This is a genomic window from Lewinella sp. IMCC34191, assembly GCF_003390935.1.
In the GTDB taxonomy this organism is placed as follows: domain Bacteria; phylum Bacteroidota; class Bacteroidia; order Chitinophagales; family Saprospiraceae; genus Neolewinella.
Map to the genome: position 1 here is coordinate 16,648 of NZ_QNQZ01000004.1, position 15,123 is coordinate 31,770.

16 protein-coding genes are annotated in these 15,123 nt (G+C 57.4%); 7 read left to right on the forward strand and 9 right to left on the reverse strand.

Features of this window, described 5'->3' with window-relative positions; all coding sequences use genetic code 11:
- Positions 1-4: 4 nt before the first annotated feature.
- A complete protein-coding gene (locus DRW39_RS09230; RefSeq protein WP_157976021.1) occupies positions 5-673 on the reverse strand; it encodes a TetR/AcrR family transcriptional regulator in 669 nt (222 codons plus the stop codon).
- A gap of 101 nt (positions 674-774) precedes the next feature.
- Between DRW39_RS09230 and DRW39_RS09235 the strand changes: the two genes are divergently transcribed.
- Positions 775-1,770 carry an ion channel gene (locus DRW39_RS09235; RefSeq protein WP_116106754.1) on the forward strand — a complete coding sequence of 332 codons (996 nt, stop codon included), beginning with the start codon at positions 775-777 and terminating at the stop codon, positions 1,768-1,770.
- Here DRW39_RS09235 and DRW39_RS09240 read toward each other — a convergent pair.
- The 3 genes from DRW39_RS09240 to DRW39_RS09250 are packed head-to-tail and all read right to left on the reverse strand — an operon-like array spanning position 1,711 to position 3,734.
- Entirely contained in the window at positions 1,711-2,610 is a 900-nt protein-coding gene (locus DRW39_RS09240; RefSeq protein ID WP_116106755.1) for a nucleoside phosphorylase, read from the reverse strand. The two genes, DRW39_RS09235 and DRW39_RS09240, sit on opposite strands and share 60 nt — an antisense overlap.
- The gene (ytxJ, locus tag DRW39_RS09245; RefSeq protein ID WP_116106756.1) at positions 2,607-2,945 is read right to left on the reverse strand and encodes a bacillithiol system redox-active protein YtxJ; all 339 of its coding nucleotides are present in this window, start codon (positions 2,943-2,945) and stop codon (positions 2,607-2,609) included. Before ytxJ ends, DRW39_RS09240 begins: the two co-directional genes overlap by 4 nt.
- 36 nt (positions 2,946-2,981) lie before the next feature.
- Positions 2,982-3,734: a porin family protein gene (locus DRW39_RS09250; RefSeq protein ID WP_116106757.1), complete on the reverse strand. Its 753-nt coding sequence runs from the start codon at positions 3,732-3,734 to the stop codon at positions 2,982-2,984.
- A 156-nt stretch (positions 3,735-3,890) separates the two neighbouring features.
- On the opposite strand from DRW39_RS09250, the gene DRW39_RS09255 reads away from it, so the two are divergent.
- Entirely contained in the window at positions 3,891-4,694 is an 804-nt protein-coding gene (locus DRW39_RS09255) for a pseudouridine synthase (RefSeq protein WP_116106758.1), read from the forward strand.
- 133 nt (positions 4,695-4,827) lie between these two features.
- Here the strand turns inward: DRW39_RS09255 and DRW39_RS09260 are convergent, their stop codons facing one another.
- Positions 4,828-5,643 carry a mechanosensitive ion channel family protein gene (locus DRW39_RS09260; protein WP_116106759.1) on the reverse strand — a complete coding sequence of 272 codons (816 nt, stop codon included), beginning with the start codon at positions 5,641-5,643 and terminating at the stop codon, positions 4,828-4,830.
- A 90-nt stretch (positions 5,644-5,733) separates the two neighbouring features.
- On the opposite strand from DRW39_RS09260, the gene DRW39_RS09265 reads away from it, so the two are divergent.
- From DRW39_RS09265 to DRW39_RS09285, 5 genes are all read left to right on the forward strand, one after another.
- Positions 5,734-6,219 (forward strand): regulatory protein RecX, encoded by a 486-nt coding sequence (locus DRW39_RS09265; protein WP_116106760.1) that lies wholly within the window; start codon positions 5,734-5,736, stop codon positions 6,217-6,219.
- 76 nt (positions 6,220-6,295) lie between these two features.
- Positions 6,296-7,375 carry a DUF4837 family protein gene (locus DRW39_RS09270; RefSeq protein ID WP_116106761.1) on the forward strand — a complete coding sequence of 360 codons (1,080 nt, stop codon included), beginning with the start codon at positions 6,296-6,298 and terminating at the stop codon, positions 7,373-7,375.
- Positions 7,376-7,443: 68 nt separating this feature from the next.
- Positions 7,444-7,977 carry a YfiT family bacillithiol transferase gene (locus tag DRW39_RS09275; protein ID WP_116106762.1) on the forward strand — a complete coding sequence of 178 codons (534 nt, stop codon included), beginning with the start codon at positions 7,444-7,446 and terminating at the stop codon, positions 7,975-7,977.
- 92 nt (positions 7,978-8,069) lie between these two features.
- Positions 8,070-9,083 carry a hypothetical protein gene (locus DRW39_RS09280; protein WP_157976022.1) on the forward strand — a complete coding sequence of 338 codons (1,014 nt, stop codon included), beginning with the start codon at positions 8,070-8,072 and terminating at the stop codon, positions 9,081-9,083.
- A gap of 102 nt (positions 9,084-9,185) precedes the next feature.
- Entirely contained in the window at positions 9,186-10,556 is a 1,371-nt protein-coding gene (locus DRW39_RS09285; RefSeq protein ID WP_116106764.1) for a hypothetical protein, read from the forward strand.
- On the opposite strand, the gene leuB is transcribed toward DRW39_RS09285, so the two are convergent.
- From leuB to DRW39_RS09305, 4 genes are all read right to left on the reverse strand, one after another.
- Complete coding sequence (leuB, locus tag DRW39_RS09290; RefSeq protein ID WP_116106765.1) at positions 10,553-11,608, reverse strand: 3-isopropylmalate dehydrogenase; 1,056 nt, start codon at positions 11,606-11,608, stop codon at positions 10,553-10,555. The genes DRW39_RS09285 and leuB overlap by 4 nt on opposite strands.
- A 24-nt stretch (positions 11,609-11,632) precedes the next feature.
- Positions 11,633-12,232, reverse strand: coding sequence for a 3-isopropylmalate dehydratase small subunit (gene leuD / locus DRW39_RS09295; RefSeq protein ID WP_116106766.1), 600 nt, complete (start codon positions 12,230-12,232; stop codon positions 11,633-11,635).
- A 10-nt stretch (positions 12,233-12,242) separates the two neighbouring features.
- Positions 12,243-13,631, reverse strand: coding sequence for a 3-isopropylmalate dehydratase large subunit (gene leuC / locus DRW39_RS09300; protein ID WP_116107063.1), 1,389 nt, complete (start codon positions 13,629-13,631; stop codon positions 12,243-12,245).
- A 236-nt stretch (positions 13,632-13,867) separates the two neighbouring features.
- Positions 13,868-15,025 (reverse strand): 2-isopropylmalate synthase, encoded by a 1,158-nt coding sequence (locus DRW39_RS09305; RefSeq protein WP_116106767.1) that lies wholly within the window; start codon positions 15,023-15,025, stop codon positions 13,868-13,870.
- Positions 15,026-15,123 lie beyond the last annotated feature (98 nt).

Genomic DNA, 15,123 nt, shown 5'->3' on the forward strand with positions numbered 1-15,123 from the left:
GTGATTAGTTAAGGTCCTCCTGCTGTAGGTAGGTCTTCAAACGTTCCAGGCCGGCTTCATTGACGATGCCGTTGAAGTGATAAGTGCTGTACTGGCGCAGGATCTCCGAGAGCGGGCGATCGTGCGCGGGAAAGGTGTTGCGGTCCAGTATGATCGAGGTCATACCGACGTAGAGGTGGGCGATAACATCGGGGTCGATGGCTTCGCGGTACAGTCCTTCCGCTATTCCGCGATTAAGATTGTCCTTCACCCGGTCCAGGAAGAACTGGTGGTGGCTGCGCACCCGGGTATGAAAAATTTGTGGATAGTACTTTTGCAGATCATGTATGGCCGTCGGCGAAATGGACCGCATCCGGCGGATAAAATGACGGGTATTCCGTAGCTGTTCATCAATGGCATCGTGAGCCTCGACGTGATGCTGCTGTAAGACATCTATGTCTTCGCAGGTCTGCTCGGCCATGACCATGCTCACCAGATGCTCTTTAGTCTCTACAGTCTGGTATAGCGTTTTCTTGGACACGCCGATCTCCCGGGCGATGTCGTCCATGCTGACACTGCGGATACCGATACGCTTAAACATGTCTTCGGCGGAAGCGATAAGCTTCCGTTGATCTTCGGTCAATTCCATCACGACAAAAACGCCGGAAACTTTGGTAGAGTTTATAGTTTCCAAAGTTTTTCGAGGTTCTCGTTATGGCATTTTTTCCCGGAACATAATTCGGTTTTTACCTGCGCTCCGCCGCCATCTCTTCTACCAACGGTATCTTTGAGCCGATGAAATTCTCGGATCTCCGTCAGCGATTCACTCCGGGATCGCCGGGCGGCGAAAAAAATTCGGAAGAAGACCTCGGACTAGGGGATAAAGTAGCGCGGGTGCCGGGTACCCGCCTCATCAACACGGATGGTTCGTTCAACGTGATCCGCCGTGGTTTGTCTCTGTTCGCTCCCTACCAGAACCTGGTGGAGATGTCCTGGCCACGGTTCATCGCCCTCACGCTGGCTTCGTATACGGTCTGCAACCTGCTCTTCGCGGTGGGCTTCTACCTCATTGGCACCGACCACCTGAATGGGGTTCGAGGCGGCCTCACGGGCTGGGGGCCATTCCTGGAGTGCTTTTACTTCAGCATTCAGACCTTCACGACGGTGGGCTACGGCTCTATCGCGCCCATTTCCGCCGCTTCCAATGCGCTGGCTACGCTGCTGGCGTTGTTTGGCTGGGTTTCCCTGGCCCTCGTCACCGGTCTTTTCTTCGCCCGCTTTTCCCGTCCTACCCGGCTCCTGGTGTTTTCCGAACGGGCGATCGTGGCACCCTTCCGCGACGGCCGGCAGAGTCTGCAGTTCCGGATTGCGAATAAGCGCGACGGTAACCTGATCAATCTGACGGCCCGCGTAGTATTGACCTGGCTGGAAGAAGAGGCCGGTGAACTCAAACGCCACTTTCACCCGCTGACCTTGGAACGGGATTTCGTTTCCCTGTTCCCCCTCAACTGGACGATCGTACATCCCATCGACGAGGAAAGCCCGATGCACGGCTGGTCGCGGGAGGACTACTGTCGTCGGTACTCGGAGCTACTGATCACGATCGAAGGCTACGATCGCATCTTCGCCCAGCAACTGACGATGCACAATAGCTACACTTATCAGGAGATGGAGTGGAACGTCCGCTTTCGGCCAATGTACCAGGAAAGAGAAGCGACCACCGAGCTTTACCTAAGCCACATCAGCTCCACCACGCCGGTCGGTGAGGAGCCGCAGGCCCAGATCGATTAAGCCGTCGACCGCTCGGGCGGGATCCGACGCGAAGGTGCCCAACGCCCGGTTCGCCAGCAGAGCGGAAAGCGATACCGCCCGGTGCCCCAGGGCGTTCGCCAGTCCGTAGATGCCGGCCGTTTCCATTTCGATGTTCGTGATCCGGAGGTCGCCGGAGCGGAAGCCGCGTAGTGCCTCCAGGACGTGACCATTCATCCCGGTCGGGAGGCGCAGACTCCTACCCTGCGGAGCGTAGAAACCGGCGGCGGTGAGGGTTACCCCGCGGGGGATTGCCCGGCAAGCGTCGTGCTGCGTAAAGTCGGGCAGCTGCGGCTGAAAGTAAAGGGGCTCGACCGGCAAGCGCAGTTGCTGTTGACGGAGATACGTAGACAGGTCCTGGGCAAAGTCCGTTCCGCTTTGGTGCGTGGCATAGTATGGCATGAGGCCGTCCATGGACAGGGCACCGGCCGAAAGCAGGTAGCTTCCCACTGGCAGATCCGGTTGGAAGGCACCGCTCGTGCCCAGTCGCAAAAAGTTCAGGCTGGTCAGGGACGGACGCACTTCGCGCCGGTCAAGATCGATATTGACCAGGGCGTCGAGCTCGTTGAGGACGATGTCGATGTTGTCGGTACCGATGCCGGTGGAAATGACCGTGAGGCGATGACCATCCAGTTCACCGGTATGCGTGACGAACTCCCGCGCCTCCACCTTCAGCTCTACCCGGTCGAAGCGGCGGCTGATCTCCGCCACCCGCTGCGGGTCGCCCACGGTAATGATGTCCCGGGCAATCTGCTCCGGCAACAGGTGGAGATGGTAGACCGAGCCGTCCGGGTTGAGGATGAGTTCCGACTCCGCAATCACGCTTCCCCGGCTAACCGGCTCACCTCCTCTTTCAGGCGGTCTTCCTTGATCTCGGAACGCCAGTAGTGCGCAATAGCTTCTCCCTTGTGCACGATGATGGCCTGCGGTGTGGCGTGCTCCACGTCGAGCTTCTCGGCGACGGCATCGGATACGTCCTTCTTATACTGCACCACCAGCCCGTATATGTCCAGGTCATGCTTCGCGTTGGAAACTTGCTCCTGGGCGCGGGCACTAAAGGGACAGCTGTTGCTGTGCTTGAAGATGACGATGGGATGATCCTGGCTGGCCTTGATGGCGTCGTCGAGATCGGCGGTGGTATCTAGGGTATGAAACATGCTGTAGCAACACCCGGAAACTAGGGCGGTTCGGTGCTAGAAGCGGAAGACCAGGTTGGCCTGCAATCCTACGCTGTGGTCTTTATCATCGCGCTGGGCGGGACTGGGATTGCCTACCGCACGATCGATGATGCTGAAATCTTCGTCGTCGTTGGTCACATCGGTCAGCGTATGGTAGACCCGGATATCCAGGCTGGTCCGCGGCAGGATCGGAAACATGACACCGGCGTTGGCTGCTACGTTGAAGCGGTTGATGTAGGGTTCGTCGTAGTCTTCGATGAAGTCGATCTCGCTGTCTACTGTTGAGTTGGGAGGAAGTCCGCCGTTGCCCGCCGCTTGCTCGGGCGTCACGGTGGTTTGCGTCGTAACATCGGACGATGCCGAAAGCAGGTAGCTAAAGCTGGGGCCTACGTAAAAATTCAAGTTATCGCTTCCGAAGGTCGCCACCACCGGCAGGCTGATGTACTCGAAGCTGTTTCGGAACTTGACGTCGGTGTTTACGCTCACCTGCTCTGAGGCCGGAATGGTGAAGTTGGCATTCTTTTGTCCGCGGCGGTTCTCGTAGAGCAGCTCGGCGTTCAGCCTGAACCCGGTAAGGTCCAGGAGCTGGGTCGTTATCCCGAACTGGTACCCCAAGGCGGGGTCGATCGACTCAATTTTGTCGCCGTCAAATTCTTCCGCGCTGCCGTAGGTCCCCCCCAAAGTCAGACCGGCCTTTATACCGATCTGGGCGGTTACGCCCAGCGAGAGCAGGCAGGCGCATAGGAGAAGTTGGAGTCTTGTGTGCATGATCGAGTAGTTTATTGGGCGGCGGAGCGCAGGTAAAATGCTCTTCCCCACCCGGGGGTGAAACCCAGGTAACGAGACGCACGTTCGTCGGGGTAGACCGCCATTTTCGGCATTCGTCGCAATGCCGCCAGTAATTGGCCCTACCTTACCCGCCCCATGAAAGCTCCCCGTCGATTCCAACGTTCGCAGGCCCGCAATTCCGGTAAACCGCCGGGAATGGACCGCCCCGCCGCGGACATCATCGGCATGCGGCTGAATAAGTACATCGCACACTCGGGCGTCGCCAGCCGCCGCACCGCGGGGGATATGGTCAAGGCCGGTAAGGTAAAGGTCAACGGGGCCGTGCTCGACAATCCCGCCTATCAGATCCAGGAAGGCGACCAGGTCGAGGTGGAAGGAAAGGTCGTGGCTCCTTCCGAGCAATTCGTCTACATTCTGCTCAACAAGCCCCGCAACGTCATCACCACCACCAACGACGAGCACGACCGCGCCACGGTAATGGACCTGCTCGACGACCCGGCCATCAAACACACGCGCCTGTTCCCCGTCGGCCGGCTCGACCGCGACACCACCGGCCTCCTCCTCATCACCAACGACGGCGACGTCACCACCCGCCTCACCCACCCCCGCTTCGAAACCGCCAAGATCTACCAGGCCACCCTCGACAAGCCCTTCACCACCGAAGCCCTCGAAAAACTACAGGCCGGCTACAACCTCGACGACGGCCCCTTCAAACCCGACTGGGCGCGCTACTCCAAGGAAGGCGACGACCTGAACGTAACCCTCGAAATCCACAGCGGCCGTAACCGCATCGTCCGCCGCGCCTTCGAACACCTCGGCTACACCGTCGACAAACTCGACCGCACCTACATCGCCGGCCTCACGAAGAAGAACCTACCCCGCGGCTTCTACCGCTACCTGACGGAGGAGGAAGTTCGCCGGCTTAAGCATTTTAGGTAGTTGGTTGGTTAGTTAGTTCGCCTACGGCTAGTTAGTAAACCTGCGGCATTAGTACGCCTTCGGCGTGTTAGTTCCCGCACCCAACCGCGACAACAGCAAAGCGAAACCCGGCACCCGACAACGCGAAGCAACACTACCCCCTCTCGTAAACATGCACATCCCGCTGCGGGAAAGGAATCGAGATCCCATTAGCATCAAAGGCCTTCTTGACGTGCTCGTTCAGGTAGATCAGCGTGGGCCAGTAAGTGGCGTTCTCGGTCCACGCGCGGCAGGCCATGTTGACGCTGCTGTCGCCGAGGCTGCGGACGAAGATGTCGATACCGCGGTCCTGGAGCACCTCGGGGATAGACTCCACTACCGACCGGATGATATCCCGGGCTTTATCGATGTCGTCTCCGTAACCGATGCCGAAGGTCATGTCCAGCTTTCTAACGCCCTGCGCGGTATAATTTTCAATGGCGTCTCCCATGACCTTTCCATTGGGGATGATGATCAGGCGGTTGTCCACGGCGTTCAGGACGGTGTGAAAGACGGTGATCTCCTTGACGGTGGCGACGAAACCATTCGTGCCGATAAGGTCACCCACCTTGAAGGGGCGAAAAGTGAGGAGCAGAATGCCGCTGGCGAAGTGGCCGAGGTTACCCTGTAGCGCTAAACCCACCGCTAGCGACAGCGCGGAAAGGATGGCGATGAAGGAAGTTGTCTCGACGCCGAACATACCGACGATGGACAATATCAGCAGCACCTTCAGGCCGATACCGAGGAAACTGGTCAGGAAGCCGGATACACTGATGTCGACGTTGCGTTTCTCCAACAGCTTAGCGACCTGCCGAACCAGCCAGTTAATCAGCCAGAAGCCGACGAAGAGAATGAAGATGGCCGCCAGAATCTTGATTCCGATAGCCAGCAGAACGGGTTCGTAGTCTTGCCAGAGTTGTGCTAGATCCATATCAGTTGCGCATTTAGCCGCGAATATACCCGTAGCGGCGCCAACCCCCTTTCCGCAAAAGCGTTGTAATTTTACTACAAATCGTTTTAATTGCCTTATCCACAGAAGAAGGTGGTCTATACCGCCGAGCAGGCGCTCGAAGCTTTACAACACTACTGCGCTTACCAGGACCGTTGCCACCAGGAAGCACGGGACAAATTATGGGAGCTCGGATACGGCGGAGATGCCGCCGAAGAGGTAATCGTCGATCTGATCAAGGATAAGTACCTCGACGAGGAACGTTTCGCGCGATCTTACGCCCGCGGTAAATTCAAGATGAAAAAATGGGGTCGTTACCGCATCCGGCGGGAACTGAAAAAGCGGCACCTCAGCGATTATTGTATAAAAAAGGCGATGACCGAGATCGACGACGGGGAGTATTATGCTACCTTATGCGCTGAGCTGGAGCGTCGGCATGCACTGGAAAAGCCCGGTCAACACCCCTACCTGAAGCGCCGGCGGCTGGCTGACTACGCGGTCAAACGCGGATATGAATCCTTCCTCGTTTGGCAGGCCCTCGATGATTTAGAACTATAGCCGACAATTCACCCGCCCGCGCACGTCAAAACCCGCTGTATCATCATCTGTTCCATTGATTACAATTTCTAGATCAATGTCTGATATTACCTTAAAGGTCTTCCTGTTTTTGCTCCTCGGCCTGGGCGTCGCATCCTGTACGGACGATGTCCAGCGCAAGTTGCAGCCTACCCCTTCCGCTTTCGGTCGTATCAATAGTTTGGTGGTCGTCGCCGACAGTACGACCTGGGAAGGCGCGGTGCGGGACTCGGTCGCTTATTTCTTTGAGGCTCCCTACATCATTCTGCCCCAGCCGGAACCGATCTTTGACTTACGCTTTATCGAGCCGCAGCAAGTGGCCGCCGAACCGGCCTGGGGGCAATTGCGCAACTATCTGGTACTGGCTGACCTGAGCGACGGTGACAGCCCGACCACCGAAATGGTACTCAACGACCTGACCGACGAGAAAATTCAGCAAGTTCGCGAGGAAGGCTTCGGCACGGCGGTTGCCAAAAACAAATGGGCCACCGGCCAGCAACTGATCTACGTGATCGGCAAGAACTACAACGAGCTACTCACCGGCCTTAGCAGTGTACACCCCGGAATCGTCAAGCGGCTTCAGCAGGGCGAAGATGAGCGGATGCGGGTAACCACCTACTTCGAGGGCACCAACCGCCGTTTGGGCGACACCATCCGCCAGCTTACCGGCGCGAACCTGGATGTTCCCGGAGGCTACGTACGCGTTCCGCTGGATACCGACGAGGTCGTCTGGCTGCGCAAGGAAGTCCAGGGAGCAAGCCTCAACATCATGGTGACCAGTGCTCCGTACCAAAATCAGGGTCAGTTATCCAAGGAGGGACTCAAAGAGATTCGGGACCGTATCGGCAAGGAATTCGTGAGCTCCACCACGGACAATACCTTCATGAAGATCAACGACACCGACCTCCCACTATTTACGGAAGCGACCGAGCTCAATGGTAATTACGCCATCGAGGGCCGTGGCATCTGGGAAATTGAGAATGATTTTCTCGCCGGCCCCTTCGTGTCTTACTTGCTGAACGATACCGTCGATAACGAACTCGTACTGGTTGATGGCTTCGTCTACGCACCGGGCCGTAAAAAGCGCGACCTGATGGAAGAAGTCGTACAGGTGATCCGTACGGCCAATCTTAATTAGAAGCAAAAATTTCGTGGCAGCTTACTTTTAGGTCCGACCTTCCGCATGGGAGGTCGTAAAAGTGAGCCATGGCGAATGATGAAGCCCTGCGGTACCCTATTGGCCGGTTGGAAATACCGGACACCATTAATGAGGGAGACCGTCTAGATTACGTAAAGCGAATAGGTGCCCTGCCGAAGACGCTGGAAAGCTACGCGCATGAACTACGCGAACGGGAGCTGCTAGACCGGCCCTACCGACCGGGGGGCTGGACGGCGCAACAGGTCATTCATCACCTGGCGGACAGCCATTTGCATGCCTACCGGCGCCACAAAATTACCCTGGTAGAGGACCACCCTAACCTGGTGCCCTACGACGAGGTCCGGTGGGCGGAGCTGCCGGATGTATTTGCGGTACCGGTGCAGGCCAGCGTGGAGATCCTGCGCGGGCTCCATTTACGCTGGGAGGTGCTGCTCACCCAATGCACGCCGGAGCAGTGGATGCGCACTGCCTACCACCCCGGCAGCGACACGAATTACCGCCTGGAAACGCTCGCGGCTACATACGCCTGGCACGGCGATCACCACCTGGCTCACCTTAAATTGATTCTGCAAGGAGCCTGACAAGCGAGCCCGAACATCATTCCATATCCGAGGTTGGAGGGGAACACCACTTGAGAAGATTTAACCCACTTTTTTCCCCAAACAACCATTTTATGATTATCAAATTCCCAATGAGCAAGCTCAGCTTGCTATTACTCACCGCCGTTGCCCTCGCGTTCACTTCTTGTGACGACGACGACGATCCCATCCTGGGCGGACAGTATGACGACGACGGTACCGTTTTTCTTTCTTCCAATACCTCCGGCATGGTCGGCATCCTCGATACCAAGGATACGCCTCTGGAAATCGAGACCTTCATGGCCCGGGGTACGGACGCCGATGGCATCTACTACGATGATGACCAGGGCAACATTTTCCAAATTAACCGGAGCAGTAGCACCATCGTCGAATATAACGACGTGATTGATGACCTCGACGATCCCAATGGCGTGGACATCGAATCGGAAAGCTCCATGGACTTTGACAACGGACGTGGACTTGCTTACCGCAACGACATGCTCGTCGTAGCCAACGACAACGATAGCGATAGCACGATGAATGCTTTCTACCGTTACGAGATCACCGGCGACGAGGAAATCAGCTACGTCGGCATGCACCCCACTAACATCAACCTGTGGGGCATCCAGTTCTTCGGCACCTCCCTTTACGCCGTTGTTGATAACAGTGACTCGATCGCTATTTTCGACAACTTCCTGGATAATGCGGCCGGCGACACGGTTACGCCTACGCGCTACATCCAAGTTGAAGGTATCACGCGTACCCATGGCCTGGAGTACAACAACGAAGATGACGTCATGGTCCTGACCGATATCGGCGACGCCGGTTCGGATTCGGACGGTGCCCTCATCATCATCGAAGACTTCGCTACGCTGAGTGGTAACGTCATTACCGAGGCCGACTATACCCGCATCGCCGGAGCCAGCACCATGCTAGGCAACCCCGTCGATGTTGATTACGATGCAGAAGACGACCGCATCTACGTTGCCGAAAAGGCAAACGGTGGCGGCCAGCTGCTGATCTTCGACATGGATATGTCCGGTGATGTAGCACCCGCTGAGATGCTGCCCTTCCCCGGCATCAGCTCGCTGTTCTTTTACCGCGACTAATAGCGCGCCTTACCTTTTCTCAAGAGGGTAAATCAACGCCCACTCTTCTACGGAAGGGTGGGCGTTTTTTGTTAGCCTCCGATCCGGTGTATATTCGATGCCATGTTCAGCAATCTGGGAGAGGGTGACCGGCTGGAAAACTTACAACGCGAAAGCTGGCAACTGGAACTGCTGGTCACCGGCTTCGCGTTGGCCGGCATGATCGGCGGGGCGGAGGAATTTTTTGACTGGGTGTCCGAAAAGCTTAGGGTACTTTCCGGCAACGAGATCCAAACCCAGCTTGCCGGTAGCATGCTGGTGGGCGCTTCTTTTGCCTACATCATTACGCTGGTCAACTTCTTTTTTCACGTTGTACTGCGCTGTCTCTGGATCGGCGCTATCGGATCCCGGTCCGTCATGGGACGCACCATCATTTCCCGAAGAAAGCTGGCTTCCAAGTTCGAACGCTTCTTGCGCCAGCGGAGCGGCAACTTTGACGCATACATCCATCGCCTGGACGATGCCGCCAGCCTGGTGTTTGCCTTTACCTTTCTTCTGATTATCGTTACCCTCAGCGTCATTGCGGTGACGCTGTTTTTCGTGTTGCTCGCACTTGTCCTCGTCGGCCTGAATGATACCCCCTGGGCAGTGGCCCTACTCGGTGTAGTCATCTCGATCATTGCCCTTTTCGGTATCGTTTACCTGGTAGACTTCCTGACCGCCGGTTACCTGAAGCGGTTTCGGCGATTCTCGTACGTCTACTTTCCGATCTACCGGCTGTTCGGATGGGTCACCTTTGCCCGCGTCTACCGCCCGCTGTACTACAACCTTCTGAACCGGCGCGGCGGCCGCCGGCTGGTGCTGATGCTCGTTCCCTACCTGGCCATTGCCCTGTACTTGCTCACCCTCGAAATTTCACCGAATAAATACCTGCCCCAGGAATACATTTCCGAAGACCAAAATTCCGCCTTTACCCTCGACCCCGAGCATTACGAAGACAGTGATCCCGACGAGCTTGCTTCCGGGGAGATCGTAATTCCCTCCCAAGTCATCCGCCAATCACCGCTACGGGTTACCGTGCCGCTGTTTCAGATGTACGAGAAACCCATCAGTCTCCTGTGTCCGGACTTACCCGAACACTACGAGAGTTCCGTGCATTCTGGCCTGTTCGACACCGGCGAGGTTGGCGTGTATAAAGCGCCCGATAGCCTGCGCTCCAATCGGGTCACGCTGACGCGAGAGGTTTTGGAATGCCTGAGCAGCGGCATTGAGTTGCGACTGGATGAAGCACCCCTCCCACTAGACGATATACTCCTTACCCAATCCGTAGGATCGGCCTACCACGAACTGGTGAAGTTCGTACCGCTGGATAGTCTGGCTCCCGGACTCCACCAGCTTACCCTGCGGCAGATGCGGGTGTCCGATAAGGATTCCATTGCGGTAAAGGAACCGAGATCCGAGGTCCACGTCCCCTTCTACTACGCACCGGGTTAAATGGCATTCGCAATACGGTCACCGAAGGCGCGCGTACCCACCCGTTCCCGGGGATTGAGATCTTCGGTTCCGACGCCTTCTCCCAATATGCGGTTAACACTACGGCGTACGGCGCCTGCCTCCTCCCGTAAGCCCAGATGATCGAGGAGCATAGCCGCCGAGAGGATGGCCGCCACCGGATTGGCGCGGTCCTGCCCCGCCCCCTCCGGCCAGGAACCGTGGATGGGCTCGAACATGCCCACCGTGGAACCGATGCTGCTGGACGGCAGCAGGCCTAAAGAACCGGCTAGTACGCTCGAGGCATCCGACAAAATATCGCCAAACATATTGCTGGTGACGATCACGTCAAACTGGGCGGGATTGAGAATGAGCTGCATGGCGGCGTTGTCCACGAACATGAAGTTGAGCTCGACGTCGTCGTTCTCGGCGGCCAACTCCCGGGTAATCTCCCGCCAGAGCCGGCTGCTTTCCATGACGTTGGCTTTATCCACCAGAGTAAGCTTACCCCGCCGGGCCCGCGCTTCCTGGAAGCCCATCTTGACGATCCGCTCGATCTCCATGCGGGTGTAGGTGCAGGTATCGAAGGCGGTATTACCATTGTCCTTGCGCCCCTTTTCGCCGAAGTAGATGCCCCCGGTCAGTTCCCGCACGATCAGCATGTCCACGCCCTTCATCCGCTCCGGCCGCAAGGGGCTCAGATCGGCTAACTCGGCGTATCCGGCTACGGGGCGCAGATTTGCGAACAGGCCTAATTCCTTGCGCAGTTTTAGCAATCCTTGTTCCGGACGCACTTTGGCCGTCGGGTCGTTGTCGAAGCGGGGGTGCCCGATCGCCCCGAACAGGAGCGCATCCGAGCGCTTACACAGGGCCAGGGTATCGTCGGGCAGCGGATCGCCGGTTTCATCGATCGCGACGGCCCCGACCGGCGCGTACGTATGATTGAAGGTGTGACCGAATTTATCCGCAACTACGTCGAGCACCTTGATGGCTTCCGCGGTCACTTCCGGTCCGATACCGTCTCCGTCCAGAACGGCAATATTAAATTCACTCATGGGTGAGCTGGTGGGTATTGATAATTAAAGGCTGAAGTCCACGCGGTTCGCTTCGTATGACTCGATCTTTTCTCGTTGGCTGAGCAAAAAGTCGATGTCGTCGTAACCATTGATCAGGCAGGTCTTTTTATACTCGTCGATTTCGAAGCCGGTGACCGTCCCGGTTTCCTCGTTCTTGAAGGTCTGCGCCTCCAGATCGACGGTGAAGCGAGCGGCAGGGTTCGCTTCGATGGTGCGGAAGGTCTCGTCGAGTACCTGCGGCGTAACGATCAGGGGAAGCAGGCCGTTGTTGAGGGCGTTCCCGCGAAAGATATCGGCGAAGTAGCTGGACACTACTACCCGGAACCCGTAATCAGCCAGGGCCCAGGCGGCGTGCTCCCGGCTGGAACCGCAACCGAAGTTGGAACCGGCAACCAAAATTTCGCCGGAGTAGGTAGGATTATTGAGAACGAAGTCGGGCCGGGGGTGCTCCAGTTTGTCGTAGCGCCAGTCCCGGAAGAGGTTATCGCCGAAGCCATCCCGTGTAGTCGCTTTCAAAAAGCGAGCGGGAATAATCTGGTCGGTATCGATGTCCTCGATCGGCAGCGGGACGGCCGTGGAGGTAAGTTTTTTAAAGGCTTGCATGCTTGGGAAATTAAATCAGTTTGCGAACGTCTACCAGCTTACCGGCCACGGCGGCAGCCGCCGCGGTCAGGGGGCTGGCGAGTATGGTCCGCGCACCGGGGCCTTGCCGTCCCTCGAAGTTGCGGTTGGAAGTGGAGACACAGTACCGACCGGCGGGGATCTTGTCTTCGTTCATTCCCAGGCAGGCACTACAGCCCGCCCCCCGGAATTCGAAACCGGCATCGGTAAAGACGCGGTCCAACCCTTCGGCGATGGCTTGCTTGGCTACCTGCTGGGAGCCCGGCACCACGATGCCCGTGATGTTCTCGTGTATCTGTTTACCCTTCACCAAGCCGGCGGCCAGGCGCAGGTCTTCCACCCGGCTGTTGGTGCAGGAACCGATGAATACGTAGTCGATCGGCATGCCTTCCATCTGGTTTCCCAGCTCCAGGCCCATGTACTCCATGGCCTTTTTCAGGGTCGCGTCGCCGTGGATGTCGCTCTTGGTGGGTATGGACTCCGTAATTCCCATACCCATACCAGGATTGGTTCCGTACGTGATCATGGGAGGAATATCCTCTCCCCGGAACGTGTACTCCGTATCGAAGGTCGCATCCGCGTCTGAAGGCAGCGTGCGCCAGTAGCTGACGGCTTCCTCCCACTCCGTCCCGGTGGGAGCGAACTCCCGGCCCATGATGTACTCGAAGGTGGTTTCGTCGGGCGCGATCAGGCCACCGCGGGCGCCCATCTCGATGCTCATATTACAGATGGTCATGCGGCCTTCCATGCTTAGGCTGCGGATAGCACTGCCCGCATACTCTACGAAGTGACCGGTGCCGCCGCCCGTCCCCAATTGGGAGATGATGTAGAGAATGAGGTCTTTGGCGGTAACGCCCGGCTGCAGATCGCCATCGATCGTGATGCGCATGCTTTTGGGCTTGCTCATGAGCACGCACTGGGTAGCCATCACCTGCTCGACCTGGCTGGTACCGATGCCGAACGCAATGGCCCCGAAGGCACCGTGCGTACTGGTATGGCTATCGCCGCAAACCATGGTGATACCGGGGCGGGTGATGCCCAGCTCCGGTCCGATCACGTGCACGATCCCCTGGTAGGGATGGCCGAGGCCGTAGAGCTCCACGCCGAATTCCTCGCAATTGCTGGTGAGCATATTTACCTGCTTCCGGCTCAGCGGTTCCGCGATGGGCTTATCCTGGTCTTTGGTGGGCACGTTATGGTCGGCGGTGGCCACGATGCGGTCGGTACGCAGAATCGGGATACCCCGATCCCGGAGTCCGTTGAAGGCTTGCGGGCTGGTGACCTCATGGATGAGGTGCTTGTCGATATACAGCACCTGGTTTCCGCCGGGCACTTCGGTGACGACGTGTGCGTCCCAGACTTTATCGAAGAGGGTGGACATGGAGCTTGATGATTCTCGGTTAATAACTGCCGATGCAAGCGAGTCACCGGGCACAAACACCAGGGTCCCTTGCATCGGGTCGGCAAAGATAATAAGGACGGGCACGGGACCCGAAAAGATGGCGGTCCGGAAAAGTGCGGAATTCCGGTTACTACCGGCGTGCTTCAGCGCGGTCGGACGATTATCCGTCGGACGGGTTAGCAAAGAATTGCGGCGGAGCGCAGGTAGACGGCTTATTATGCAGCGGCAACCCCTTCCATCATCCGTTCCAAATCGCTGTCTTCCACTTCCTTTTTCTCGTCGGCTATGGTGAGGAATTCCTCGTAGAGCGAATCCAGCTGAACCTTGGTCAGGTTGTAGCCGAGGTTCTTGAAGCGGTAAGCCAAGGCGGCCCGGCCGGAACGAGCGGTCAGGACGATTTTGGACCGGTCTACACCCACTTCCGCGGGATCGATGATCTCATAGGTATCCCGCCGCTTGATCACGCCATCCTGGTGGATGCCGGAGCTGTGGGCGAAGGCGTTGTCGCCGACGATCGCCTTATTCGGTTGCACCATCATGCCCATGGCATCACTTACCATATGGCTGGTCTCCAGCAATAATTTGGAGTTTACGTTGGTCACGAGGTCCAGCGCGGGGTGCTGGCGCATGATCATCACCACTTCCTCGAGGGATGTATTTCCGGCACGTTCGCCGATGCCGTTGATGGTACACTCGATTTGCCGGGCACCGTTCTGCGCACCGGCAATTGAATTGGCCGTGGCTAGTCCGAGGTCATTGTGGCAGTGGGTGCTGAGGATGCACTTTTCAATCCCGTTCACATTGTCGCGCAGGTAGGCAATTTTAGCGCCGTATTCCTGCGGCAGGCAGTAGCCGGTCGTATCCGGAATATTGAGCACCGTGGCTCCGGCATCTACGACGGCCTGGATAACACGGGCAAGAAACTCGTTGTCCGCGCGTCCGGCATCTTCGGCGTAGAATTCAACATCCTCCACGTAACGTTTGGCGTGCTTGACGGCTGCTACGGCTCGCTCGATGATCTTATCCGGCGTCGTGCGTAACTTGTACTGAATGTGGCTTTCGCTCACGCCGATACCGGTATGAATACGGGGATGGCGCGCCGGCTTCAGGGCTTCGGCGGCAACGTCGATATCCTTCATGACCGCCCGGGTAAGGCCGCATACGATGACGTCCTTGACGGTTTTGCCAATTTCCGCGACGGATTTAAAGTCTCCGGGGCTGGAAATCGGGAAGCCCGCTTCGATAACATCCACGCCCAGCAGTTCGAGCTGTTTGGCGATCGCGACCTTCTGGCGGGTATCGAGCTTGCAGCCCGGAACTTGCTCGCCGTCGCGAAGCGTGGTATCGAAGATGTGTACTTGATTCGTATTCATGTCGGATGCGGCCTGGTTTACGGGCTTATTATATCTTTAGGGCTTATTGGAACAACGCGTTGTCGATCACATAAAATTAACGCATCCCCACTGATTTA

Coding starts and splice junctions, on each gene's coding strand:
- DRW39_RS09235 (WP_116106754.1), top strand. CDS start 775: ATGAAATTCTCGGATCTCCGTCAGCGATTCACTCCGGGATCGCCGGGC.
- ytxJ (WP_116106756.1), bottom strand. CDS start 2,945: ATGTTTCATACCCTAGATACCACCGCCGATCTCGACGACGCCATCAAG.
- DRW39_RS09250 (WP_116106757.1), bottom strand. CDS start 3,734: ATGCACACAAGACTCCAACTTCTCCTATGCGCCTGCCTGCTCTCGCTG.
- DRW39_RS09255 (WP_116106758.1), top strand. CDS start 3,891: ATGAAAGCTCCCCGTCGATTCCAACGTTCGCAGGCCCGCAATTCCGGT.
- DRW39_RS09260 (WP_116106759.1), bottom strand. CDS start 5,643: ATGGATCTAGCACAACTCTGGCAAGACTACGAACCCGTTCTGCTGGCT.
- DRW39_RS09270 (WP_116106761.1), top strand. CDS start 6,296: ATGTCTGATATTACCTTAAAGGTCTTCCTGTTTTTGCTCCTCGGCCTG.
- DRW39_RS09275 (WP_116106762.1), top strand. CDS start 7,444: ATGGCGAATGATGAAGCCCTGCGGTACCCTATTGGCCGGTTGGAAATA.
- DRW39_RS09280 (WP_157976022.1), top strand. CDS start 8,070: ATGATTATCAAATTCCCAATGAGCAAGCTCAGCTTGCTATTACTCACC.
- DRW39_RS09285 (WP_116106764.1), top strand. CDS start 9,186: ATGTTCAGCAATCTGGGAGAGGGTGACCGGCTGGAAAACTTACAACGC.
- leuB (WP_116106765.1), bottom strand. CDS start 11,608: ATGAGTGAATTTAATATTGCCGTTCTGGACGGAGACGGTATCGGACCG.
- leuD (WP_116106766.1), bottom strand. CDS start 12,232: ATGCAAGCCTTTAAAAAACTTACCTCCACGGCCGTCCCGCTGCCGATC.
- leuC (WP_116107063.1), bottom strand. CDS start 13,631: ATGTCCACCCTCTTCGATAAAGTCTGGGACGCACACGTCGTCACCGAA.
- DRW39_RS09305 (WP_116106767.1), bottom strand. CDS start 15,025: ATGAATACGAATCAAGTACACATCTTCGATACCACGCTTCGCGACGGC.